Genomic DNA, 23,138 nt, shown 5'->3' on the forward strand with positions numbered 1-23,138 from the left:
GCCTCGTTGCACTCGACAGTTCCTATAGGGGAACGTGTCATCGCCGCGAATGGTCGTAATCTCCATGCTCCTCTGACCACATGGAGACCCGATGAGCCAGGATGTCCCGACTACCGATACCAATCGTCGTCAACTGCTGCAAATCATCGCCGGGCTGTCTGACGGGGTGATGTTGATCGAAGTCGATCAGACCATCGCCTGGGCCAACGAAGCGGCGTTGACCATGCACGGGGTCACTGACCTCAAGGCGCTGGGGGCCAACGCCGAGGAATACGCCCAGCGGTTCAATTTGCGTTATCGCAACAACCACCCGCTGACCGCGGACAACTACCCCATTGCCCGGGTCGCCCGTGGCGATGAGTTCAGCGATGTATTGGTGGAGGTCACGCCCGAGGCTGATCCGGATCGCACCTGGGTTCATCGGATTCGCAGCATGGTGCTGACCGACCGTAGCGGCCAGGCGGAATTGCTGGTGCTGATTCTCAGCGATGCCACCGAGTGGGCCAGCGCCGAGCAGCGTTTTGAAAGAACCTTCGGTGCCAACCCGGCGCCGGCGGTAATCTGCCGCCTCAGTGACTTGCGCTATATCAAGGTCAACCAAGGCTTTCTGGAAATGACCGGCTACAGCCGCGAGCAGGTGATCGGGCGTTCGGTGTATGAGCTGGACGTGCTCGAGGCCGCCGAGAAACGTGACTTGGCCATTGAGCGCCTGGGGCAGGGCGCGACCATTCCGCAAATGCAGGCTGAGTTGAAACTGCCAGGGGGCGGCAGCAAGCAAGTGATTGTCGCGGGCCAGCCGCTGGATGACCTGCATGACGAAGACTGCATGCTGTTTTCCTTCATGGACATGGAGCCGCGCCGCAAGGCCGAAACGGCGTTGCGCCAGAGCGAGGAGCGCTTTGCCAAATCTTTCCGTCTCACGCCCGTGCCAACCCTGGTGTGCAGCGCCGAACAGCAACTGCTCGAGATCAACGAAGCCTTTCTTCAGACCACCGGTTATGCCAGTGAAGAGCTGCTGGGCAAAACCGTGGAGGAAATCGGCTTTCTCGACGCGGATGCCTGCGCCGCACTGTTTGCCACGCTGGAAAAAACCGCAACCGTGTCCAGTGTCGACGTCAAGGTTCACAAAAAAGGTGGGGAACAGATCGACTGCGAGATGGCAGCCGATACTGTCGTCATTCAGGATAAGCCGTGTTATTTGCTGGTGTTGATGAACATCACCGAACGCAAACGCTCGGAGTTGGAGCTGGTGGCGGCCATCGAAGAGGTGATGAAAGATGCCTCCTGGTTCAGTCGGACCCTGATCGAAAAACTGGCCAATGTGAAGAGCATCAACGCCCAGTTGCCCAGCACTTCATTTACCGAGCTCACAGCCCGGGAGCGTGATGTGCTGGGGCTGATCTGCCAGGGCCTGGCCGACAAGGAAATCGCCGCGCGCTTGAAGCTGGCCCCCAATACCGTGCGCAATCACGTGGCGACGCTGTACTCCAAACTCGATGTTCACAGCCGCAGCGAGGCAATCGTCTGGGCGCGCGAACGCGGCCTGTTCGCCAACGAGTGGCGAATGAAGGCACCATAATGGCCAGTGCAAATGCACCGGGCGTGCTGGTGCAAATTCGGGTTTTGCCCGCGCCGTTGGCTCCTTAGGCTGTGAGGGTGCGGCATTCTCTGCGCAATGCCGCGTCCCCCACGAAACAGTCAAGGAACACGCCACAATGAGCAGTGAACGAATCAATCGTGCAATCGCCAGGACGCTTGCCGGGCCTATGAGCCCGCAGTTGCCCGCCGGTCGCTCACGGCTACAGCGCTGAGGAGCAACGGATGACCCTACTGGCCCCCCTGCGCGCCCGACTCGAAGAAAGCTTCAAGCCACTGGCCTGCGAATGCAGCCTCAACGGCGACGGAACCCTTACCGTACGTCTGTATCACCGCGAAAGCGGGGAGGTGGATCTGGTGGTGAGTGGCATGAGCGTCGACAGCGTCCGCTCGGAAGAAAGCCTGGCAAAGCTGATCGATGAGTTGCGGTATGAGCTTGAAAATACCCCGCTGTATCGAAGTGACCCCGCCTGAGTGATCCGCTGAACATTTCCGCTGAACTTGGTAGCCGCTACCTACAGCAGCGTCGCCCGGCAATCGAGCGCCAACCGAGCGCCGCCTTGCTCGCTGCTGCCCACTTCCAGCGTGAACCCGTGCAAGTTGACAATCGCCGCGACGATCGACAGTCCCAGGCCGAAGCCGCTCTGCTGGCTGCTGCCCTCGGCGCGGTAGAAGCGGCGAAACACAGCCTTGCGCTCCGCCTCGGGGATTCCGGGCCCGGAGTCGAGTACTTCGATGCGGCTGCTGTCGCCCTGATCAACGCCACGCAGGATCACCTCACCGCTCGGCGGGGTGAATTTGATCGAGTTGCTCAGCAGGTTGGACACCGCCTCGAACAGCAATGCCCGGTCGCCGTTGAGCAAGGGCAGGGCATCGGGTACTTGGAGGGTGAAGGTCAGTTCCCGCTCCTCGGCCAGCGGCAGATAAAAATCGTGCAGTTCCTGCAACAACTGCAACGGATCGAGGCGCACGAACCCTGAGCGTCGTTGCTGGTCTTCCAGCTCGGAAATCCGCAACAAGCCCCGAAACCTCGCCATCAGGGTGTCAGTCTCGGCAATCACCTGATCCATCTGCAACGCCTCGGACGAGCCGTCCGGGGCTTGCTGCTGGATGCGATAAAGCTGGGCGCGCAGGCGAGTCAGCGGGGTGCGCAGGTCATGGGCGATGTTGTCGCACACGCCCTTGACCTCGTTCATCAAGCGTTCGATACGATCGAGCATGGCGTTGACGATCGCCGCCAGCATGTCCAGCTCATCGCGACGGCTTGACAGCGGCAGGCGATGGGTCAGGTCACCGGCCACGATGGCCTCGGCACTGGCCTGCAGTTTGCGGATGCGTTGCAACGGTCGCCGACGCAACAGATGCCAGCCGGCAATGCCCGGCAAAATGGTCAGGGACACGCCCCAGAACAACGCGTGCAGAATGATGCGCGTGACAGCGAACAGCGAGCCGTTGTCCCGCGCCAGGACCAACCAGCGGCCGTCCTGGGTCCTGGTCGCCACCGCGTCGCAACTGTCGGAAGGAATACCTGGATCCCTGGAATCGACGCAGCCGCCGAGCATATGAATATTGCCGTCCAGCGGCAGATCGGGGGGGACGTGCCGGATCGGTCCGCTCAAGTGGCGCAATTGCGGATCGAACAGGCCGTAGGCGTCGACGCCGCGTTCATCCAGGGTCAGGCTGGCCATGAGAGCATCTTCCAACTGATCGCCATGAATACGTGCGAACAGGTGCTGACGCTGCATCAGGGAGTGCTTGGCAAGGCTGTCGAGGTAACCGAAGACTTCGTAATACATCACCCCCATCAGGACCGCGCTCCAGAGCACGAACAGCGAACTGTACAGCGCCAGCAGGCGACTGCTGGAGGAGCGCCAGCCCTTAGCGGGGTTCAGCAATGACATAGCCGGAACCTCGTACCGTGCGAATCAGCGGTTCCAGGCCCGGCGGGTCGATTTTCTTGCGCAGGCGGCCGATATGGACGTCGATCAGGTTGGTGCCGGGATCGAAGTGATAGCCCCAGACCTCTTCGAAAATCATCATGCGCGAGAGGATCTGGCCGCTGTTGCGCATCAGGAACTCCAGCAGCTTGTATTCGGTGGGCAGCAGGCTGAGCAGTTGCCCGTTGCGGCTGGCTTCGCGGCTGATCAGGTTGAGTTCCAGGTCGGCCACCCGCAGTGCGGTTTCCGGCTCGCGGGCACCGTTGTTGCGCCGCAGCAGCACTTCGACCCGGGCGGCCATTTCGTCGGTGGCGAACGGCTTGGTCAGATAATCGTCGCCACCGGCCCGCAGGCCGCGCACCCGCTCGTCCACATCGGAGAGGGCGCTGATCATCAGGATCGGCGTGGCCACGCCCATGGTGCGCAACGTCGTCACGATCACCAGCCCGTCGAGTTCGGGCAGCATGCGGTCCAGGGTGATCAGGTCGTAATCGCCGCTCACCGCCCGTTCCAGGCCCTCGCGGCCGTTGTCGACCCAGTCGACATCCAGGCCATTGCGGGTCAGTTCGGCGACGATTTCACGGGCGGTCACGGCGTCGTCTTCGATGGTCAAAATGCGGTTCATGGGCGGTACCGGGTGAGAAATTGAAGCCATTGCGCAGCATTCTGCCAAAAAATAGCTGTCGGCTTTCTGAAAAAATGTTCATGGACGCCGACAGCGGTATTCACTGGCCTGGATCAACACTTGGTCACAAATAATCCCTAACATAAATTTAGTGCGCACCATCATGCTGCGTCCGTTGCCCTGCTTTGGCGCGCTGTCGCTGATGGGCACTGACACGAACCGGTGATGGTGTGCCGCAAGGAGCCGAGACCTCACTGAACCTTCAAGGAAGAGCAACATGATGCAACCTCAAGACCTTCTACGCCGAAAATTTGATATCCAGCCGCTGCAGCAGGCCGACATGACGGTGCACCTGGACGGGCAGTCCGTCAGCGCGGCCCAAGGTGAAACCGTCCTCAGCGTCATTCAGGCCCTGGGCCAGCGCCAGGTAGCACGCAACGATCACGACCAACTCAGTGGCGCATACTGTGGCATGGGCGTGTGCCAATGTTGCCTGGTCAAGATCGACGGCCGCCACAAGCGCCGCGCCTGCCAGACCCAAGTGCGTCCCGGCATGCAAATCGAAACCCGGGCCAATCGCATCGCCGAAAGGGAGGCACCATGAACCTCCATCCGGTGATTGTCGGCGGCGGGCCGGCGGGTATGGCCGCGGCCATCGAGTTGGCCACTCACGGGGTGCGTTGCACCCTGCTCGAAGAAGCGCCGCGCCTGGGTGGCGTGGTCTACCGCGGGCCGCTGCGCGACGGAGTGAGCCTGGATTACCTCGGGCCGCGCTACAGCGAAGCCCTGAACAAACTCCACGGTGAGTTCCAGCGCTACGCCGGGCTGATCGATGTGCGACTCATCCACCGCGTCATCGGCGCCGAAGGGTTCAAGGCGCTGATGCTGCTGAACGCCGATGAACAACTGCGCGAGGTCAGCTATTCCCACCTAGTGCTGGCGGCCGGTTGTCATGAGCGCAGCGTGCCGTTCCCTGGCTGGACACTGCCGGGGGTGATGCTGCTCGGTGGCCTGCAATTGCAGATCAAGAGCGGAGCGGTCAAACCGCCGGGGCCAGTGGTAATCGCCGGTACAGGCCCGTTGCTGCCGCTGGTGGCCTGTCAACTTCACGCTTCGGGCGTGGCCGTGGCGGGCGTCTATGAGGCTTGTGCCTTCGGCAAGATCGCCAGGGAAAGCCTGGCATTGCTGAACAAACCACAATTGTTCCTCGACGGCCTGAGCATGCTGGCTTATCTCAAACTGCATCGCATCCCCGTGCGTTATGGCTGGGGAGTGGTACAGGCCAACGGCGAGGGCGAGCTGGACATCGTCACCGTTGCACCGTATTCCAGTACCTGGGAGCCCGACCTCGAACGAGCCGAACAGGTCCCGGCCCAGACGCTGGCGGTCGGCTATGGTTTCATCCCGCGCACCCAATTGAGCCAGCAGATGGGCCTGGAGCATGGTTTCAGCGATGACGGTTATTTGCGGGCGGTGTCCGATGCCTGGCAACAAAGCAGCGAGGCGCACATTCACCTGGCCGGCGACGTGGGCGGGATTCGCGGTGGTGAAGCCGCCATGTTGAGCGGGCGCATCGCCGCACTGTCGATCCTGATGCAGGCCGACCTGCTGGACTCGTCCACTGCCCTGGAGTACCGCGACCGGTATAGGGCGCAACTGGAGCGGATCATTCGCTTTCGCGCCGCCGTGGACCGCTACACGCAACGCGGCGCCGGACAAACCGCGTTGCCGACCGCCGACACGGTCATTTGTCGCTGCGAACACGCGACCCGCGCCGACATCGACCGCGCCCTGGAGCAGGGTGTGCAAGACATGGCCAGCCTGAAAATGCGCACCCGCGTGAGCATGGGTGACTGTCAGGGACGGATGTGCGTGGGCTATTGCAGTGATCGCCTGCGCCAGGCCACCGGGCGTGCCGACGTTGGCTGGCTGCGGCCGCGTTTCCCCATCGACCCGATTCCCTTTTCAGCCTTTCAGAGCGTCGGCACGGAGGCCCTCCGGCATGACTGAGCATTCAGACCTCAAGCACTATGATGTCGTTATCGTCGGCGGGGGCGTGATCGGTGCGTCCTGTGCCTATCAACTGTCCAAACGCAAGCATTTGAAGATCGCCTTGATCGACGCCAAGCGCCCCGGCAACGCCACCCGCGCTTCGGCCGGCGGCCTGTGGGCCATCGGTGAATCCGTGGGCCTGGGCTGCGGGGTGATTTTCTTTCGGATGATGTCGGCCAACCGCAAGCGCCAGGCCCAGGGTGCCGCCGTGGCGGTTGATGCCAGCACGCCGCACATCCTGCCCCAGTCGTTCTTCGATTTCGCCTTGCAGTCCAACGCGATGTATCCCCGACTGCACCGCGAGCTGATGGACAACCACGGCATGGACTTCAAGTTCGAGGAGACCGGGCTCAAGTTCGTGATCTACGACGATGAAGACCGTTTGTATGCCGAGCACATCGTCGCCTGCATTCCCCACCTGGCCGATCAGGTACGCTGGCTCAACCAGGCCGCCCTGCGCGAGGCCGAGCCGAATGTCAGCCATGAGGCCCGCGGCGCGCTGGAGTTTCTGTGCGACCATCAGGTCAGCCCGTTCCGGCTGGCCGATGCCTACACCGAGGGCGCCCGGCAGAACGGCGTCGATATGTTCTTCAACACCAACGTGGCGCAGGTGCTTCGAGACGGGGCGCGGGTGACAGGGGTGAGAACCGCCGAAGCCGGGACGTTCAACTGCCGGACGCTGATCAATGCCGCCGGTGCCTGGGCGGCGGACCTGAGCGAGCAAGCCACCGGTGTGCGGATCCCGGTCAAGCCGGTCAAGGGGCAAATCCTGCTGACCGAGCGCATGCCGAAGATCCTCAACGGGTGCCTGACCACCAGCGACTGCTATGTCGCGCAAAAGGACAACGGCGAAATCCTCATCGGCAGTACCACCGAGGACAAGGGTTTCGACGTGACCACCACCTACCCGGAAATCGAGGGGCTGGTGCAGGGCGCGATGCGGTGCATACCGCAGTTGGCCGACATCAACCTGAAACGCACCTGGGCCGGTTTGCGCCCCGGCTCACCTGATGAGTTGCCCATCCTGGGCCCGATGCGCGGCGTGGAGGGGTACCTAAATGCCTGTGGGCACTTTCGCACCGGCATCCTGACCTCGGCCATCACCGGAGTGTTGCTGGACAAACTGGTGAACAACGAGCCCTTGCCGCTGGACATCACGCCGTTCCTGGCGGATCGCTTCGAGGTGGCGCCGGTGGTAAAGCCAAAGGAAATGGAGCTGACTTGAAGCAACTCTTTGTGCCGAACACAAATTTTGCAGTCCCCCGGCCCCAAACTGTGGGAGCGAGCCTGCTCGCGATGGCGTCGGATCAGTGCCATTGATGTTGATTGACCCACCGCTATCGCGAGCAGGCTCGCTCCCACATAGATCTGGGGGTGACCCTCATCCGGTGGTCACTCAGGAACCAACTGTGGGAGCGAGCCTGCTCGCGATAGCGGTCTATCTGAGACGATGATGTTGAGTCTGCCGCCGTCTTCGCGAGCAAGCCCGCTCCCACACAAGCCGCGCTCGTCCGCTATACCATCGGCGTGCTGACAAACGCCTCCAACCCTTCGGCATAGGCGGTAAACGCGCTGATCGACGGAAATGACTTGCCCTGCACCTGATCCGGCACCACCAGGTTGGTGAAGCTCCAGGCCACTGCCACGGTGATGCCCGCCTGATCGAGGGTGCCATCGGTGGTCAGGGGCTGTTTCACCAGTTCCTGTTCGAGCATGTCATAGGCCGCCGCCAGTTGGCCTTCCACGCGTTCGACCCAGGGGGCGTGTTGGATTTCTGTCGGCCGAAGGTTGCGTTCGTAGTAGATCTGCACCGACTTCTCGCACGCCGCCAGGGCCAGGCCAATCACGCGCAATGCGCGCAGCCGTTGCCCACTGTCGACCGGCATCAGGCTTTTGCCCGGCGCGGCCAAGGCTTCGAGGTAGTCGATGATCAACGTGGAATCCATCAGCACGTTGCCATCGTTGAGCACCAGGGTCGGTGCCTTGACCACCGGGTTGATGCGCTGGAACTGTTCGAAATGCCTGAACACCGAAACGGACTCGTGTTCCAGGGCAACCCCCAGGCACTTGGCGGAAATGGCGACGCGTCGCACGTAGGGCGAGTCCAGCATGCCGATCAGTTTCATGACGTCTCCTTCAGAAGAATCTTGCGGGGTTAATCCTCGAACCCGACCTGTTCATGGATTTCATCGACCTTGAGTTCCAGTCGGTAAGCCACGGCGATGAACAACGCCTGGCACAGGCACAACGTGGCACTCAACGAGCGGAAGGCGAAAGAGCTGCCTTCGTTCACCAACAGTACCGCATTGGCCCGTTTGGCCAGGGGCGACAGGTTGCTGTCGGTGATGATCAGCGTCTTGGCCTGATGATGCTGGGCAATGCGCAGGCAGTGCTGGGTTTCCTTGCCGTAGGGCGTAAAGCTGATCGCGATCACCAGGTCGTTGGCCCGCACGCTGCGCATTTGCTCGCGATAACTGCCCCCCAGGCCGGACACCAGATGGATGCGCTTGTTGGTGTGTTGCAGGTTATAGACCAGGTAATCGGCCACCGCGAACGAGCGTCGCACGCCGACCACATAGATGTTGTCGGCGTTGACCACCAGGTCTACGGCTTTGTCGAAGGCTTGATCGTCCAGCTCCAGGCCCAGACGCTCGATGCCCGAGAGGGTGGCGTTGACGCATTCGCGCGCCAGGTCGCCGCCGCTGGCTTTCTGCGACTTGTTGGCGATCATGCTGCGGATGCGCTGCTGGTAGTTCTGCACCGGCGTGGTCTTGTGGGTATAGGCCTCGCGAAACAAGGCCTGCATTTCGCTGAACCCGCTGAAGCCGAAGCGCTGGGAAAACCGCACGATGGCCGAGGGATGCACTTCGCATTCGCGCGCAATGTCGCTGATGCGATCGACCATGATCCGGTCGCTTTGCTGGCTCATGTAGCTGGCGATGCGTTTGAGCTGTCGCGGCAGGCTTTCATACTCGTCGGTAATCAGTTGCAGCAGGCGCTCGGCATTGATCGGTGGGCTTGAAAGGGCGGGTTCGGACGCGCTCTCGGACGGCGCCGGCAGATCGGGGCGGGTCATAGAAAATCCTTCTGGCTTGTTCTTATAGGGCGGCCCGGGAAAAGGGCCTGCCCTCGACAATAGGTTGGCTGATCGCAGTCTACAGCGTAGGCGCGGGGAAAATCATGAGCAGACAACGTTGCGACACCTGCTGAAACGATGCACCGCGTCTGGCGCGCTTCAGTGATAGCGTATTGGAAAAAATATTCCACGTAAAAAATTTATAGAATAATTATTGATTATTGGCCGCTGCTCGTTTTAGTCTGCATCCACCAAGAGCGTTGGCGCCGGTTTCGGTGGCAAGCGCGGGCTGATAAAAATAACAGGAGCCAGCATGGGCCAGACTCGTTTTGCCAGTGGGCGTCAATTGGATGTGATCTGCCTGGGACGCCTGGGCGTCGACCTCTACGCGCAGCAAGTCGGAGCGCGCCTGGAAGATGTCGCAAGCTTCGCCAAATACCTGGGTGGCTCTTCGGCCAACATCGCCTTCGGCACCGCGCGGTTAGGGCTCAGGTCGGCGATGCTGAGCCGGGTAGGGGACGATCATATGGGCCGTTTCCTGGTGGAGTCCCTGGCCCGCGAAGGCTGCGACGTCAGCGGCATCAAGGTCGACCCTGAACGCCTGACGGCCATGGTCCTGCTGGGTATCAAGGACCGGGAAACCTTTCCCCTGGTGTTCTACCGGGAAAACTGCGCCGACATGGCGCTGCGCGCCGTGGACATCAATGAAACGTTCATTGCCTCCAGCAAGGCGCTGCTGATCACCGGCACGCATTTCTCTACCGAAAGTGTCTACAAGGCCAGCACCCAGGCGTTGGATTACGCCGAGAGACACAACGTCAAACGCGTCTTGGACATCGATTATCGCCCGGTGCTCTGGGGCCTGGCGGGCAAGGCCGATGGGGAAACCCGTTTCGTCGCCGACCAGAAAGTCAGCCAGCATGTGCAAAGCATCCTGCCGCGTTTCGACCTGATCGTCGGCACCGAAGAAGAATTCCTGATCGCCGGCGGCAGCGAAGATCTGCTGAGCGCGTTGCGTACCGTGCGCTCGCTGACGGCGGCGACCTTGGTGGTCAAGCTCGGCCCGCAAGGTTGCACGGTGATCCACGGCGCCATCCCTAACCGACTTGAAGACGGCGCCATTTATCCCGGGGTTCGTGTCGAAGTCCTGAATGTATTAGGTGCAGGTGATGCGTTCATGTCGGGCTTTCTCGCCGGTTGGCTGGAGGACGCCAGTGATGAACGCTGCTGCCAGCTGGCCAATGCCTGCGGTGGCCTGGTGGTGTCGCGCCATGCCTGTGCCCCAGCGATGCCGACCCGGGCTGAACTCGACTATCTGTTCAATAGCCCGGTGCCGATTACCCGGCCGGATCGAGACGTGGCATTGCAACGTCTGCATCAGGTCAGCGTGCCGCGCAAACAGTGGAAGCAACTGTTCATCTTTGCCTTCGATCATCGCTGGCAACTGGTGGAACTGGCCCATAAAGGCGGGCGTGAGCTGGGCGCTATCAGCGAACTCAAGCAACTGTTCATCCAGGCCGTGGAACGGGTCGAAGCCGACCTGAAACGTCAGGGCATCGAGGCCGATGTCGGTCTGCTGGCCGACCAACGTTTCGGCCAGGACTCGCTGAACGCCGCCACTGGACGTGACTGGTGGGTTGCCCGACCAGTGGAGGTGCAGGGTTCACGGCCGCTGGCGTTCGAACATGGGCGCTCTATCGGCAGCAACCTGATCGCCTGGCCACAGGAACAGATCATCAAGTGCCTGGTGCAATTTCACCCCGACGACGAACCGCTGCTGCGCCTGGAACAGGAGGCGCAACTCATGGCGCTGTATCAGGCGTCCCAGGTCAGCGGCCATGAGCTGCTGCTGGAAGTCATTCCACCCAAGGATCATCCGTCGCCGCACCCGGACGTGCTGTATCGCGCCCTCAAACGCCTCTACAACCTGGGCATCTTTCCGGCCTGGTGGAAAATCGAAGCCCAGACGGCTGACGAATGGAAGCAACTTGATGAGCTGATTCAACAGCGTGATCCCTATTGCCGAGGTGTGGTACTGCTGGGCCTCAACGCCCCGGCCGCCGTGCTGGCCGAGGGTTTCCGCCAGGCCAGCCAGAGCACAACCTGCCGTGGATTTGCCGTCGGACGGACGATCTTCCAGGAACCGAGTCGTGCCTGGCTGGCCGGGGAAGTCGACGATGAAACGTTGATCCGGCAGGTGCAGGGTAGGTTTGTGGAGTTGATCGAGGCGTGGCGTGCTGCGCGGGTGTGACAGGCACCGCAGTCTCTATTTGGAATGCAGTTCAATGTGGGAGCGAGCTTGCTCGCGATGACGGTGAAACATGCAACATTGACACGACTGTCAAACCGCTATCGCGAGCAAGCTCGTTCCCACAAGGTTCAGTGTCGCCTTCAATGGCAATGTAAAAACAATAAAAGGTGCAGCCATGCCCGCAATTCGAATTGGCATCAACCCGATTTCCTGGAGCAACGACGATCTGCCATCGCTGGGTGGCGAGACGCCGTTGAGTACGGCGCTGAGCGAAGGCAAGGAAATCGGTTACGAAGGTTTCGAGCTCAACGGCAAGTTTCCCAAGGATGCCAAGGGCGTTGGCGATGTGCTGCGGCCCTATGACCTGGCGCTGGTCTCCGGCTGGTATTCCAGCCGTCTGGCCCGGCGCTCGGCGGCCGAAGAAATCGATGCCATTGCCAGCCATGTCGAGTTGCTCGCGCAAAACGGTGCGACGGTGCTGGTGTACGGCGAGGTGGCCGATTCCATTCAAGGCCAGCGCATCCCACTGATCGAGCGACCGCGTTTTCACACGGACGAAGCCTGGCAAGACTATGCCGAAAAACTCACCGAACTGGCGCGCTTCACCCTGTCCCGAGGTGTGCGCCTGGCGTATCACCATCATATGGGCGCCTATGTCGAATCGCCTTCGGACATCGACAAACTGATGGCCCTGACCGGCAGTGAGGTTGGCCTGCTGTTTGACTCGGGCCACTGTTACATGGGCGGCGGCGAACCCTTGCAGGTGTTACGCAAGCACATCGAGCGCATTTGCCATGTGCATTTCAAGGACGTGCGCAAGCCTGTGGTGCAACTGGCGCGCAACAACCTCTGGAGTTTCCCCGACTGCATCGTCAACGGCACCTTCACCGTACCGGGTGATGGTGACATCGACTTTGCCGCGTTGCTGGACGTGCTGCTGGCCGCCGACTATCACGGCTGGCTGGTGGTCGAAGCCGAACAGGATCCGGCCGTGGCACCGAGTTATGCCTACGCCAAGAAAGGCTACGACACCCTGCGCGCCTTGCTGCAAGAGAGGACTGCGTCATGAGCCTGTTGATCAAAAGCCAGCCAAGCGGCCAGACCATGGTCCAGCTACCCGCCGGCGAACTGGAGTATGTCGGGTTTGCCGCCTACCGCTTGAGCCTTGGTGAAAAGCTCCCGGTGGCTGCCGCCGACAAGGAACTGTGCCTGGTCTTGCTCAGCGGGCGCATCAGTCTCAAGGGTGAAGCACCGGGGCAGGGTGCCTTCGATTGGGACAACCTCGGTGATCGCCAGTCGGTATTTGAGGATAAATCGCCCTACGCCGCGTATCTGCCGCCCGGCAGCCAGGCCCAGGTCACCGCCCTGAGCGATGTACAGATTGCCGTGTGTGCTGCGCCGGGTTCTGCGCAAAACAGTTACGGTCCACGGCTGATCCGCCCGGACAGCATGAAGCGCAGCGTGCGCGGCAAGGGCGCCAACACCCGCTATGTCTGCGACATCCTGCCCGACAGTGAGCCGGCCCACTCGCTGCTGGTGGTGGAAGTGCGCACGCCGTCGGGGCATTCGTCGAGCTACCCACCCCACAAGCACGACACCGACGACCTGCCGCACCAAAGCTTTCTGGAAGAAACCTATTACCACCAGGTCAATCCGTCCCAGGGCTTCGTGTTCCAGCGGGTCTATACCGACGACCGCAGGATCGACCAGGCCATGGCCGTGGAAAACAGCGACCTGGTGGTGGTGCCCAAGGGTTACCACCCGGTCAGCGTGCCCTACGGGTACGAGTCGTATTACCTGAACGTCATGGCCGGCCCGAAGCGGGTCTGGCAGTTCCATAACGATCCGCAGCACAGTTGGCTGCTTGATCTCTGATTTCCACCCTTTGCACGGAGAACAAGAACAATGAGCGATGCCCCGGTAGTAGGCCATTACATCAACGGTCGAGTGCAGGACAGCGACACGGTGCGGTTCAGCAACGTCTTCAACCCGGCCACCGGCGCGATACAGGCCCGGGTGGCGCTGGCCGAACCGGGCACCGTCGAGGCCGCGGTGACCTCGGCGCTGGCGGCATTCCCGGGCTGGTCCGAGCAATCGTCATTGCGCCGTTCGCGGGTGATGTTCAAGTTCAAGGAATTGCTCGACCGCCATCACGACGAACTGGCGCAGATCATCAGTCGCGAGCACGGCAAGGTGCTGTCCGACGCCCATGGCGAAGTCACCCGCGGCATCGAGATCGTCGAGTACGCCTGCGGCGCGCCGAACCTGCTCAAGACCGATTTCAGTGACAACATCGGCGGCGGCATCGACAACTGGAACCTGCGCCAGCCCTTGGGTGTGTGTGCCGGAGTCACGCCGTTCAATTTTCCGGTGATGGTGCCGCTGTGGATGATTCCCCTGGCACTGGTCGCCGGTAACTGTTTCATCCTCAAGCCTTCGGAGCGTGACCCGTCCGCCAGTTTGCTGATGGCTCGGCTGTTGACGGAGGCCGGGTTGCCGGACGGTGTGTTCAACGTGGTCCAGGGCGACAAAGTGGCGGTAGATGCGCTGTTGCAGCACCCGCAGATCGAGGCGATTTCTTTCGTCGGCTCCACGCCGATTGCCGAGTACATCCACCAGCAGGGCACGGCGAACGGCAAGCGCGTGCAGGCGCTTGGCGGGGCGAAAAATCACATGATCGTCATGCCCGACGCCGACCTCGACCAGGCGGCGGACGCATTGATCGGCGCGGCCTACGGCTCGGCCGGTGAACGCTGCATGGCGATTTCCATTGCCGTGGCGGTGGGGGACGTGGGCGATGAATTGATTGCCAAACTGTTGCCGCGCATCGATCAGTTGAAGATCGGCAACGGCCAGCAACCCGGCACCGACATGGGGCCGCTGGTGACCGCCGAGCACAAGGCCAAGGTCGAAGGCTTCATCGACGCCGGGGTCGCCGAGGGCGCGCGCCTGATCGTCGACGGCCGTGGTTTCAAGGTGCCGGGGGCCGAGCAGGGGTTCTTTGTCGGCGCGACGCTGTTCGATCAGGTCAGCGCCCAGATGAGCATCTACCAGCAAGAGATCTTCGGTCCGGTGCTGGGCATCGTTCGCGTGGCGGATTTCGCCAGCGCCGTGGCCTTGATCAATGCACACGAGTTCGGCAACGGCGTGTCCTGCTTCACCCGTGACGGCGGCATTGCCAGGGCGTTTGCCCGCAGCATCAAGGTCGGCATGGTGGGCATCAACGTGCCGATTCCGGTGCCGATGGCCTGGCATTCCTTTGGCGGCTGGAAGCGCTCGCTGTTTGGCGATCACCATGCCTACGGTGAAGAAGGTTTGCGCTTCTACAGCCGCTACAAAAGCGTGATGCAGCGCTGGCCCGACAGCATCGCCAAGGGCCCCGAGTTCAGCATGCCGACTGCCCAATAACCGTTTATGAATGCCGGAGGGATAACAACAATGAACAAGCCCCTGCGTTTTGCCTTGAACCGAATGGTTGCTCCGCGCCTGTCACTGCCCGATTTCATTGACCTGGCGCTGGCGCTGAAAACCGATGCCATCGAGATTCGCAACGATCTGAAGGGCGTCGAGATCGAAGACGGCATGCCGCCGGCCCGCGTGCGTGAGTTGTGCGAGGCGCGGGGCATCAAGGTGTTGTCCATCAACGCGCTGTATCCCTTCGACGTATGGAACGAGGAGCGCCGCGCCCAAGCCGTGCGGCTGGCCGACTATGCTCGCGAATGCGGCGCCGAGGGGCTGGTGATGTGCCCGCTCAACGAGCGCGACGACCCGCGCGGCGAGGCCGAACGCGCGGCGGGGCTGCGCACGGCCCTCAGTGAGCTGGCGCCGATCCTGCGGGCTTTCGGCATCTACGGTTTCATCGAACCGTTGGGGTTTGAAGAGTGTTCGCTGCGACGCAAGCGCACGGCAGTGGAAGCGATCAAGGCCATTGGCGGGCTGGATGTGTTCCGTCTGGTGCATGACACCTTTCATCATCACCTGGCCGGTGAGCAGGAATTTTTCCCCGAGCTGACCGGGCTGGTGCACATCTCCGGTGTCGAGGATGCCCAGGCACCCTTGACGACCATCCGCGACGGCCACCGCGTGCTGGTGGGCGAGGCCGATATCCTCGGCAATGCCGCGCAGATCGAGGCGTTGCGGGCCGGTGGTTACGAGGGCTACCTGTCCTTCGAACCCTTTGCCCAGAGCATTCATGAACTGGCCGACATCCGCCAGGCATTGGGGGCGAGCATGAATCACCTGCAAAGCTCCCAGGCCTGACCCGACTTTCAATAATGACGAAGCCCCCCTGTGGGAGCGAGCTTGCTCGCGATGGCGGCAGCACATTCAACAGATAAGTCGCCTGAAATACTGTTATCGCGAGCAAGCTCGCTCCCACAGTGGACTGAGCCAGCCGCCAAATTTGCATTCCAGACAAGGTGCAAGCATGACCACAACACGACTGACCATGGCCCAGGCCCTGGTGAAATTCCTCGATAACCAGTACGTCGAAGTCGATGGCGTCCAGAGCAAATTCGTCGCCGGGGTCTTTACGATTTTTGGCCACGGCAATGTGCTGGGCCTGGGGCAGGCGCTGGAGCAGGACAGCGGTGACCTGGTGGTCCATCAGGGGCGCAACGAGCAGGGCATGGCCCACGCTGCCATCGGTTTCGCCAAGCAGCATCTGCGCCGCAAAATCTACGCCTGTACTTCGTCGGTCGGCCCCGGCGCAGCGAACATGCTGACCGCCGCCGCCACCGCGACGGCCAATCGCATTCCGTTGCTGCTGTTGCCCGGCGATGTCTACGCCAGCCGCCAACCGGACCCGGTGCTGCAGCAGATCGAGCAGTTCCATGATCTGAGCATCAGCACCAACGATGCGTTCAAGGCCGTGAGCAAATACTGGGATCGCATCAACCGCCCCGAGCAACTGATGAGCGCCGCGATCCACGCCATGCGCGTGCTCACCGACCCGGCCGAAACCGGCGCGGTGACCCTGGCGTTGCCCCAGGACGTGCAGGCCGAAGCCTACGATTACCCCGATTACTTTCTGCAAAAGCGCGTTCACCGCATCGACCGTCGCCCGGCCACCGAAGCCATGCTCGGCGATGCCCAGGCGCTGCTCAAGGGCAAGCGCAAGCCGCTGATCATCTGCGGCGGCGGGGTGAAATACGCCGGAGCCAACGCAGCGTTGCAGGCTTTTGCCGAGCGCTTCGAAATCCCCTTTGCCGAGACCCAGGCTGGCAAGAGCGCGGTGGTGTCCAGTCATCCACTGAACGTCGGAGGCGTCGGTGAAACCGGTTGCCTGGCGGCGAACCTGCTGGCCAAGGAAGCGGACCTGATCATTGGTATCGGCACCCGCTACAGCGATTTCACCACCGGGTCCAAATGGCTGTTCCAGCATCCGGATGTGCAGTTTCTCAACCTCAACATCAGCCCTTGCGATGCCTTGAAGCTTGACGGTGTGCAACTGCTGGCCGACGCGCGCTCGGGCCTGGAGGCTTTGTCCGCCGCGATGGGTGACTATCGTGCCGAATGGGGCGGGCAGATCGCCGATGCCAAAGCCCAACTGGATGCCGAAGTGGACCGGATCTATCAGGCTGACTTCCAGACCCAGGACTTCGTCCCAGAGATCAACGATCACCTGGACCCGGCGGTGTTTCGTGAATTCATCGAACTCACCGGTTCCTGCCTGACCCAGAGCCGCGTGCTGGGCACCCTCAACCAAACCCTGGCCGATGAGGCGATCATCGTTGCCGCCGCCGGCAGCCTGCCCGGCGACTTGCAGCGCAGCTGGCGCAGCAAGGGGGTCAACACCTATCACGTCGAATACGGCTATTCGTGCATGGGCTATGAGGTAAACGCGGCGCTGGGCGTGAAGCTGGCCGAGCCCGACAAAGAGGTCTATGCCCTGGTGGGTGATGGCTCCTACATGATGCTGCATTCGGAACTGGCGACCTCCATCCAGGAGCGTCGCAAGATCAATGTGGTGCTGCTGGACAACATGACGTTCGGTTGCATCAACAATTTACAGATGGGCAACGGCATGGACAGCTTCGGCACCGAGTTCCGCTTCCGCAACCCGGACACCGGCAAGCTCGATGGCGGCTTCGTGCCGGTGGACTTCGCCATGAGCGCGGCGGCCTACGGCTGCAAGACCTACAAGGTCAAGACCCTCGACGAACTCCACGCGGCCCTGGCCGATGCGCGGCTGCAAACGGTCTCGACCCTCATCGATATCAAGGTCTTGCCCAAGACCATGATCCACAGCTACCTGTCCTGGTGGCGGGTCGGCGTGGCGCAAGTCTCCACCAGCGCGCGCACCGATGCGGCCGCCAAAACCCTCAATGAACGACTGGCCGAGGCTCGCCAGTATTAACAGCCCCAACCCTACGAAAGGAGTTTTTCATGTCTTTGAAGCTGGGCGTCATCGGCACCGGGGCCATCGGCCAGGACCATATCCGTCGTTGCAGCCAGACCTTGCTCAACAGCCAGGTGGTGGCGGTGACCGACATCAACCTCGCCCAGGCGGCGAAGGTGCTGGCCGACTTGAAACTGACCGCCGAGGTGTATCCCGACGGCCATGCCTTGATCAATGCGCCGGACGTTGAGGCGGTCCTGGTCACTTCCTGGGGGCCGAGCCACGAAGAGTTCGTGCTGGCGGCAATCGCGGCGGGTAAACCGGTGTTCTGTGAAAAGCCCCTGGCGGTCACGGCCGAAGGCTGTCGCAAGATCGTCGAAGCCGAAGTCGCCCATGGCAAGCGGCTGGTTCAGGTCGGTTTCATGCGCCCTTACGATGAAGGCTATCGAGCGCTCAAGGCGGTGATCGACAGCGGTCAGATCGGCGAACCGCTGATGCTGCACTGCGCGCATCGCAATCCGAGCGTGGGGGAGAACTACAAGACCGACATGGCGATCACCGACACACTGATCCATGAGCTGGATGTGCTGCGCTGGCTGCTGGCCGATGACTACGTTTCGGTGCAGGTGGTATTCCCGCGCAAGACCAGCAAGGCGCTGGCGCACCTGCGCGATCCGCAGATCGTGTTACTGGAAACCGCCAAGGGCACGCGCATCGATGTGGAGGTTTTCGTCAATTGCCAATATGGGTACGACATCCAGTGCGAAGTGGTGGGGGAGACGGGCATCGCCAAACTCCCGGAGCCGTCCCAGGTGCAACTGCGCAGTGGCGCCAAGCTGTCTAATGCGATCCTGATGGATTGGAAGGATCGTTTCATCGCGGCCTACGACGTCGAATTGCAGGCTTTCATCGACGGCGTGCGCGCCGGACAGGTGGGCGGGCCGTCGGCCTGGGACGGGTTCGCCGCGGCAGTGGCGGCGGATGCCTGTGTTCAAGCGCAGCAGAGTGGGCAGATCGTCAAGGTCGAACTGCCCGAACGCCCGCGTTTCTACGGCTAACCACAATCTCCTGTGGGAGCGGATTGACCTGAAGGTACTCCCACAAGGATTCGGTGGCGGACGCCGAGTCTGTGAGCAGCCAAGAGCGCCTGTGGGAGCCGAGCTTGCTCGCGATGACGGCGGCACACTCAGCATCAATGCAAGCTGATCCACCGCCATCGCGAGCAAGCTCAGCTCCCACAGGGGTTGCATTCATTCAGTGATTAACCAGGAGCTTTCATGCGAATCGGACTAGTGGGCTACGGCAAGGGCGGACGGTTTTTCCATGCGCCGCTGATCAGCAGTCTGCCCGGGGCTACGTTTGTCGGCGTGGTGACGCGGTCCGCTGAGCGGCGCCAGCAACTGGCGAACGAGCACCCCCACGCCCAAGCCTTCGATACCCTCGAACAGTTGGTGGCCGCAGGCGTCGATGCGGTGGTGGTGTCCACGCCGCTGGACGGTCGCCCGGCCGTGGTCATGCAGGCCATTGAACTGGGTATTGCAGTGGTCAGCGACAAACCTTTCGCCCTTGATGCCGCACAGGCCGAGGCGATGGTGCTGGCCGCCGAGCAGCACAACGTGCCGCTGACCGTGTATCAGAACCGCCGCTGGGATTCGGACTACCTGACTTTGCGCAAACTGCTGGAGTCCGGTGCGCTGGGGCAGGTCATTCGCTTTGAGTCCAACGTCGAGCGTTATTCGCCAACATCGGTCGGCAAAGGTAGCGGCGGCGGGTTTCTGCGGGACCTGGGTAGCCATCTGGTGGACCAGGCGCTGCAACTGTTCGGCCCGGTGACCAGGGTTTACGCCGAGTTGGATTACCGGCAACCCGGGCAGGTGTTCGACAACGGCTTTTTTATCTCCCTGACCCATGCCAGCGGCGTGCTTTCCCACCTGAGCGGCAGTTGCCTGCAAAACGCACCGCGCCCGCGCTTTCGGGTCAGCGGCACCGGAGGCTGCTACACCGTCGAGGGCCTGGACGGCCAGGAGGCCCAGGCGCTGGCCGGGTTGAGCCCGGCGACCGAGGGTGAGCGCTGGGGGAGCGAAGAGCATCGGCGCTGGGGCTGGTTCGAGCAAGGCAGCGAGCGCGAGCGTGTGGCGTCGGAGCGCGGCTGCTGGATGGCGTTCTACCAGCGCCTGCAAACCGCGTTGCAAGGCGTTGGTCCTTTGCCGGTGGAGGCCCGTGATGCCCTGGCCACCACCCGCATCCTCGACGCTGCAAGGCTGAGCGCCGAGCAGGGCGAAGTGGTGGTTTTGGCCACGTCTGTCGGTCATGGAATAAAAAACGAATAAAATTCTAAAATGAGTTGATATGGAAAATATTTTCCAATAAAGTCGATTCCAGGTTACCGACACCCCTGTTCGTCTTTTGCCAAGTCAGCCTTGAGCAAATGACGGACAAAACAAAAACAAGAAACACAGCCAGGTACCGTCGATGAAAACCTTCAGCCGTTCTGCGTTTCACCTGCCAAGCTCGCTGCGCCTGTGCGCAATCCTTCCCCTGTTCGAATCCCTGTGCATTCAGCGCAACGGCACCGTGGTGTGTTGCATGCCCGGTGCGCCCATCGTGCGTTTGCCCCGTTCCTGAGATCCATCACGCCTTATCCATAAAACCAACAAAAAAGTGGAGAAAGACCGTTCATGAAGACCAAGACCCGTATCGCCTCGCTGGCCCTGTCGTTGATGCTCACCAGCGGCGCCGCCCTGGCGGACCTGAAGATCGGCGTCAGCATGTCCCAGTTCGATGACACCTGGCTGACGTACCTGCGTGAGTCGATGGACAGCAAAGCCAAGTCCCTGCCGGATGGCGTCACCTTGCAGTTCGAAGACGCACGCAGTGATGTGGTCAAGCAACTGAGCCAGGTGGAAAGCTTTATCAGCCAGAAGGTCGACGCAATCATCGTCAACCCGGTGGACACTGCCGCCACCCAGCGCATTACCAAGGCCGCGGTCGCCGCCGGGATCCCGTTGGTGTACGTCAATCGCCGTCCCGACGACCTGAAACTGCCCGCAGGCGTGGTGACCGTGGCGTCCGACGATCTGGAAGCCGGCCGGATGCAAATGCAATACCTGGCCGACAAAATGTCGGGCAAGGGCAACATCGTGATTCTGCTGGGTGACCTGGCGAACAACTCCACCACCAACCGCACCAAGGGTGTCAAGGAAGTGCTGGCCAAGTACCCCGACATCAAGATCGAACAAGAGCAGACCGGTATCTGGTCGCGGGATAAAGGCATGACACTGGTGAACGACTGGCTGACTCAGGGCCGCGAGTTCAATGCCGTGGTCTCCAACAATGACGAAATGGCCATCGGCGCGGCCATGGCACTCAAGGGTGTCGGCAAGGAGAAAGGCAGCGTACTGATCGCCGGGGTCGATGGCACGCCGGACGGCCTGAACGCCGTGAAGAAAGGCGAGATGGCGGTCTCGGTGTTCCAGGACGCCAAGGGCCAGGCCGACGGTTCGATCGACACGGCGGTGAAAATGGTCAAGAAACAGCCGGTCGAGCAGGCCGTATGGGTGCCGTATCGCCTGATCACGCCGGAAAACGTCGATCAGTTCAAGTGACGTTTAACGTACTGCTACCACAACAATAAACAGGCGAGGTCGCCCACTGACCTTGCCGAGGGAGTACCTGATCATGTTCGCTTCAGCGACTGCTTCGAGCGCCCCGGCGATGACTTTCCGGCCGGACGTAATGCCTGATGAACCGTATCTGCTGGAAGTCGTCAACGTCAGCAAAGGCTTTCCCGGCGTGGTGGCCCTGTCGGATGTGCAATTGCGGGTGCGCCCCGGTTCCGTGCTGGCTTTGATGGGCGAGAACGGTGCGGGCAAATCCACCCTGATGAAAATCGTGGCCGGCATCTACCAGCCGGACGCCGGTGAACTGCGCCTGCGGGGCAAGCCGGTGAAGTTCGACACACCTCTGGCAGCCCTGCAGGCCGGCATCGCGATGATCCACCAGGAACTGAACCTGATGCCCCACATGAGCATCGCTGAAAACATCTGGATCGGCCGCGAGCAGCTCAACGGCCTGCATATGGTCGATCACGGGGAAATGCACCGCTGCACCGCCAAGTTGCTGGAGCGCCTGCGTATCAACCTCGATCCTGAAGAGCAGGTGGGCAACCTGAGCATTGCCGAGCGGCAGATGGTCGAGATCGCCAAGGCGGTGTCCTACGACTCTGACATTCTGATCATGGACGAGCCGACCTCGGCCATCACCGAGACGGAGGTCGCCCATCTGTTTTCGATCATCGCCGACCTCAAGTCTCAGGGTAAGGGCATCATCTACATCACCCATAAAATGAACGAAGTGTTCGCCATCGCCGATGAAGTCGCGGTGTTTCGCGACGGCGCCTACATCGGCCTGCAACGGGCCGACAGCATGGACGGCGACAGCCTGATATCAATGATGGTCGGGCGCGAACTGAGCCAGTTGTTCCCGGAACGGGACAAACCCATCGGCGATCTGGTGCTGTCGGTGCGTGATTTGAGCCTGGAGGGCATTTTCAAGAATGTGTCCTTCGACTTGCATGCCGGAGAAATCCTGGGCATTGCCGGGCTGATGGGCTCGGGCCGGACCAACGTGGCCGAGGCGATCTTCGGCGTGACGCCCAGCACAGGCGGCGAGATCCTGCTCGACGGGCAACCGGTGCGCATCAGCGACCCGCACATGGCCATCGAGAAGGGGTTCGCGCTGTTGACCGAGGATCGCAAGCTCAGTGGCCTGTTCCCGTGCCTGTCGGTGCTGGAAAACATGGAAATGGCCGTGTTGCCCCATTACGTCGGCAACGGCTTCATCCAGCAGAAAGCCTTGCGCGCGTTGTGCGAAGACATGTGCAAGAAGTTGCGGGTCAAGACTCCGTCCCTGGAACAGTGCATCGACACCTTGTCCGGCGGCAACCAACAGAAGGCCCTGCTGGCCCGATGGCTGATGACCAACCCACGCATCCTGATCCTCGACGAGCCGACCCGTGGCATCGACGTTGGCGCCAAGGCCGAGATCTACCGGCTCATTTCCTACCTCGCCAGCGAAGGCATGGCGGTGATCATGATTTCTTCGGAGCTGCCGGAAGTACTGGGCATGAGCGACCGGGTGATGGTGATGCATGAAGGTGACCTGATGGGCACGCTGGACCGTAGCGAGGCGACCCAGGAGCGGGTGATGCAGTTGGCTTCTGGCCTGTCCTGATAATTGAGGGCGCAAGCTCGCCACAGAGA

At 61.5% G+C, this 23,138-nt stretch carries 20 protein-coding genes; 16 read left to right on the forward strand and 4 right to left on the reverse strand.

The features are described from left to right. Window positions 1–91 precede the first annotated feature (91 nt). Both GKKCFE_RS09360 and GKKCFE_RS09365 read left to right on the forward strand, forming a co-directional pair. Window positions 92–1,579 (forward strand): helix-turn-helix transcriptional regulator, encoded by a 1,488-nt coding sequence (locus tag GKKCFE_RS09360; protein ID WP_339491524.1) that lies wholly within the window; start codon window positions 92–94, stop codon window positions 1,577–1,579. Between the two features lie 242 nt (window positions 1,580–1,821). Next, window positions 1,822–2,070, forward strand: a complete 249-nt coding sequence (locus GKKCFE_RS09365) for a DUF1652 domain-containing protein (RefSeq protein WP_047230189.1) — start codon at window positions 1,822–1,824, stop codon at window positions 2,068–2,070. 41 nt (window positions 2,071–2,111) lie between these two features. Here GKKCFE_RS09365 and GKKCFE_RS09370 read toward each other — a convergent pair whose 3' ends face one another. Together GKKCFE_RS09370 and GKKCFE_RS09375 are read right to left on the reverse strand one after the other, a co-directional pair. Next, the gene (locus GKKCFE_RS09370) at window positions 2,112–3,497 is read right to left on the reverse strand and encodes a sensor histidine kinase (protein ID WP_445577770.1); all 1,386 of its coding nucleotides are present in this window, start codon (window positions 3,495–3,497) and stop codon (window positions 2,112–2,114) included. Beyond that, window positions 3,475–4,158: a response regulator transcription factor gene (locus GKKCFE_RS09375; protein WP_047230191.1), complete on the reverse strand. Its 684-nt coding sequence runs from the start codon at window positions 4,156–4,158 to the stop codon at window positions 3,475–3,477. Before GKKCFE_RS09375 ends, GKKCFE_RS09370 begins: the two co-directional genes overlap by 23 nt. A 280-nt stretch (window positions 4,159–4,438) precedes the next feature. On the opposite strand from GKKCFE_RS09375, the gene hcnA reads away from it, so the two are divergent. The 3 genes from hcnA to hcnC are packed head-to-tail and all read left to right on the forward strand — an operon-like array spanning window position 4,439 to window position 7,435. Beyond that, window positions 4,439–4,762, forward strand: coding sequence for a cyanide-forming glycine dehydrogenase subunit HcnA (gene hcnA / locus GKKCFE_RS09380; RefSeq protein WP_076386697.1), 324 nt, complete (start codon window positions 4,439–4,441; stop codon window positions 4,760–4,762). Next, window positions 4,759–6,168, forward strand: a complete 1,410-nt coding sequence (gene hcnB, locus GKKCFE_RS09385) for a cyanide-forming glycine dehydrogenase subunit HcnB (protein WP_445577771.1) — start codon at window positions 4,759–4,761, stop codon at window positions 6,166–6,168. Before hcnA ends, hcnB begins: the two co-directional genes overlap by 4 nt. Beyond that, window positions 6,161–7,435 carry a cyanide-forming glycine dehydrogenase subunit HcnC gene (hcnC, locus tag GKKCFE_RS09390; protein WP_316912956.1) on the forward strand — a complete coding sequence of 425 codons (1,275 nt, stop codon included), beginning with the start codon at window positions 6,161–6,163 and terminating at the stop codon, window positions 7,433–7,435. Before hcnB ends, hcnC begins: the two co-directional genes overlap by 8 nt. A gap of 289 nt (window positions 7,436–7,724) precedes the next feature. On the opposite strand, the gene GKKCFE_RS09395 is transcribed toward hcnC, so the two are convergent. Beyond that, complete coding sequence (locus GKKCFE_RS09395) at window positions 7,725–8,336, reverse strand: glutathione S-transferase (protein WP_139050522.1); 612 nt, start codon at window positions 8,334–8,336, stop codon at window positions 7,725–7,727. Window positions 8,337–8,365: 29 nt separating this feature from the next. Then, a complete protein-coding gene (locus tag GKKCFE_RS09400) occupies window positions 8,366–9,286 on the reverse strand; it encodes a MurR/RpiR family transcriptional regulator (protein WP_047230196.1) in 921 nt (306 codons plus the stop codon). Window positions 9,287–9,599: 313 nt separating this feature from the next. Between GKKCFE_RS09400 and GKKCFE_RS09405 the strand changes: the two genes are divergently transcribed. From GKKCFE_RS09405 to GKKCFE_RS09455, 11 genes are all read left to right on the forward strand, one after another. After that, window positions 9,600–11,537, forward strand: coding sequence for a bifunctional 5-dehydro-2-deoxygluconokinase/5-dehydro-2-deoxyphosphogluconate aldolase (locus tag GKKCFE_RS09405; RefSeq protein ID WP_188251651.1), 1,938 nt, complete (start codon window positions 9,600–9,602; stop codon window positions 11,535–11,537). Window positions 11,538–11,712: 175 nt separating this feature from the next. Continuing rightward, the gene (iolE, locus tag GKKCFE_RS09410; protein ID WP_047230198.1) at window positions 11,713–12,606 is read left to right on the forward strand and encodes a myo-inosose-2 dehydratase; all 894 of its coding nucleotides are present in this window, start codon (window positions 11,713–11,715) and stop codon (window positions 12,604–12,606) included. Next, window positions 12,603–13,412, forward strand: coding sequence for a 5-deoxy-glucuronate isomerase (gene iolB, locus GKKCFE_RS09415; RefSeq protein WP_445577772.1), 810 nt, complete (start codon window positions 12,603–12,605; stop codon window positions 13,410–13,412). The genes iolE and iolB overlap by 4 nt, the downstream gene beginning before the upstream one ends. Window positions 13,413–13,442: 30 nt before the next feature. Further along, window positions 13,443–14,945: a CoA-acylating methylmalonate-semialdehyde dehydrogenase gene (locus GKKCFE_RS09420; RefSeq protein ID WP_310662890.1), complete on the forward strand. Its 1,503-nt coding sequence runs from the start codon at window positions 13,443–13,445 to the stop codon at window positions 14,943–14,945. A 30-nt stretch (window positions 14,946–14,975) separates the two neighbouring features. Next, a complete protein-coding gene (locus tag GKKCFE_RS09425; protein ID WP_173407062.1) occupies window positions 14,976–15,797 on the forward strand; it encodes a TIM barrel protein in 822 nt (273 codons plus the stop codon). A 166-nt stretch (window positions 15,798–15,963) separates the two neighbouring features. Next, a complete protein-coding gene (gene iolD / locus GKKCFE_RS09430) occupies window positions 15,964–17,895 on the forward strand; it encodes a 3D-(3,5/4)-trihydroxycyclohexane-1,2-dione acylhydrolase (decyclizing) (protein ID WP_445577773.1) in 1,932 nt (643 codons plus the stop codon). A 29-nt stretch (window positions 17,896–17,924) separates the two neighbouring features. Next, window positions 17,925–18,935, forward strand: a complete 1,011-nt coding sequence (locus GKKCFE_RS09435; RefSeq protein ID WP_076385262.1) for a Gfo/Idh/MocA family protein — start codon at window positions 17,925–17,927, stop codon at window positions 18,933–18,935. Between the two features lie 219 nt (window positions 18,936–19,154). Further along, window positions 19,155–20,207, forward strand: a complete 1,053-nt coding sequence (locus tag GKKCFE_RS09440) for a Gfo/Idh/MocA family protein (protein ID WP_445577774.1) — start codon at window positions 19,155–19,157, stop codon at window positions 20,205–20,207. 142 nt (window positions 20,208–20,349) lie between these two features. Then, window positions 20,350–20,502, forward strand: a complete 153-nt coding sequence (locus GKKCFE_RS09445; RefSeq protein WP_171061383.1) for a hypothetical protein — start codon at window positions 20,350–20,352, stop codon at window positions 20,500–20,502. Between the two features lie 53 nt (window positions 20,503–20,555). Continuing rightward, complete coding sequence (locus GKKCFE_RS09450) at window positions 20,556–21,482, forward strand: sugar ABC transporter substrate-binding protein (RefSeq protein ID WP_139050516.1); 927 nt, start codon at window positions 20,556–20,558, stop codon at window positions 21,480–21,482. Between the two features lie 73 nt (window positions 21,483–21,555). Next, on the forward strand, window positions 21,556–23,109 hold the full coding sequence (locus GKKCFE_RS09455) for a sugar ABC transporter ATP-binding protein (protein ID WP_047230206.1): 1,554 nt from the start codon (window positions 21,556–21,558) through the stop codon (window positions 23,107–23,109). The last annotated feature ends 29 nt before the right edge of the window (window positions 23,110–23,138 follow it).

The sequence above is a fragment of the Pseudomonas sp. E141 genome, assembly GCF_052659885.1.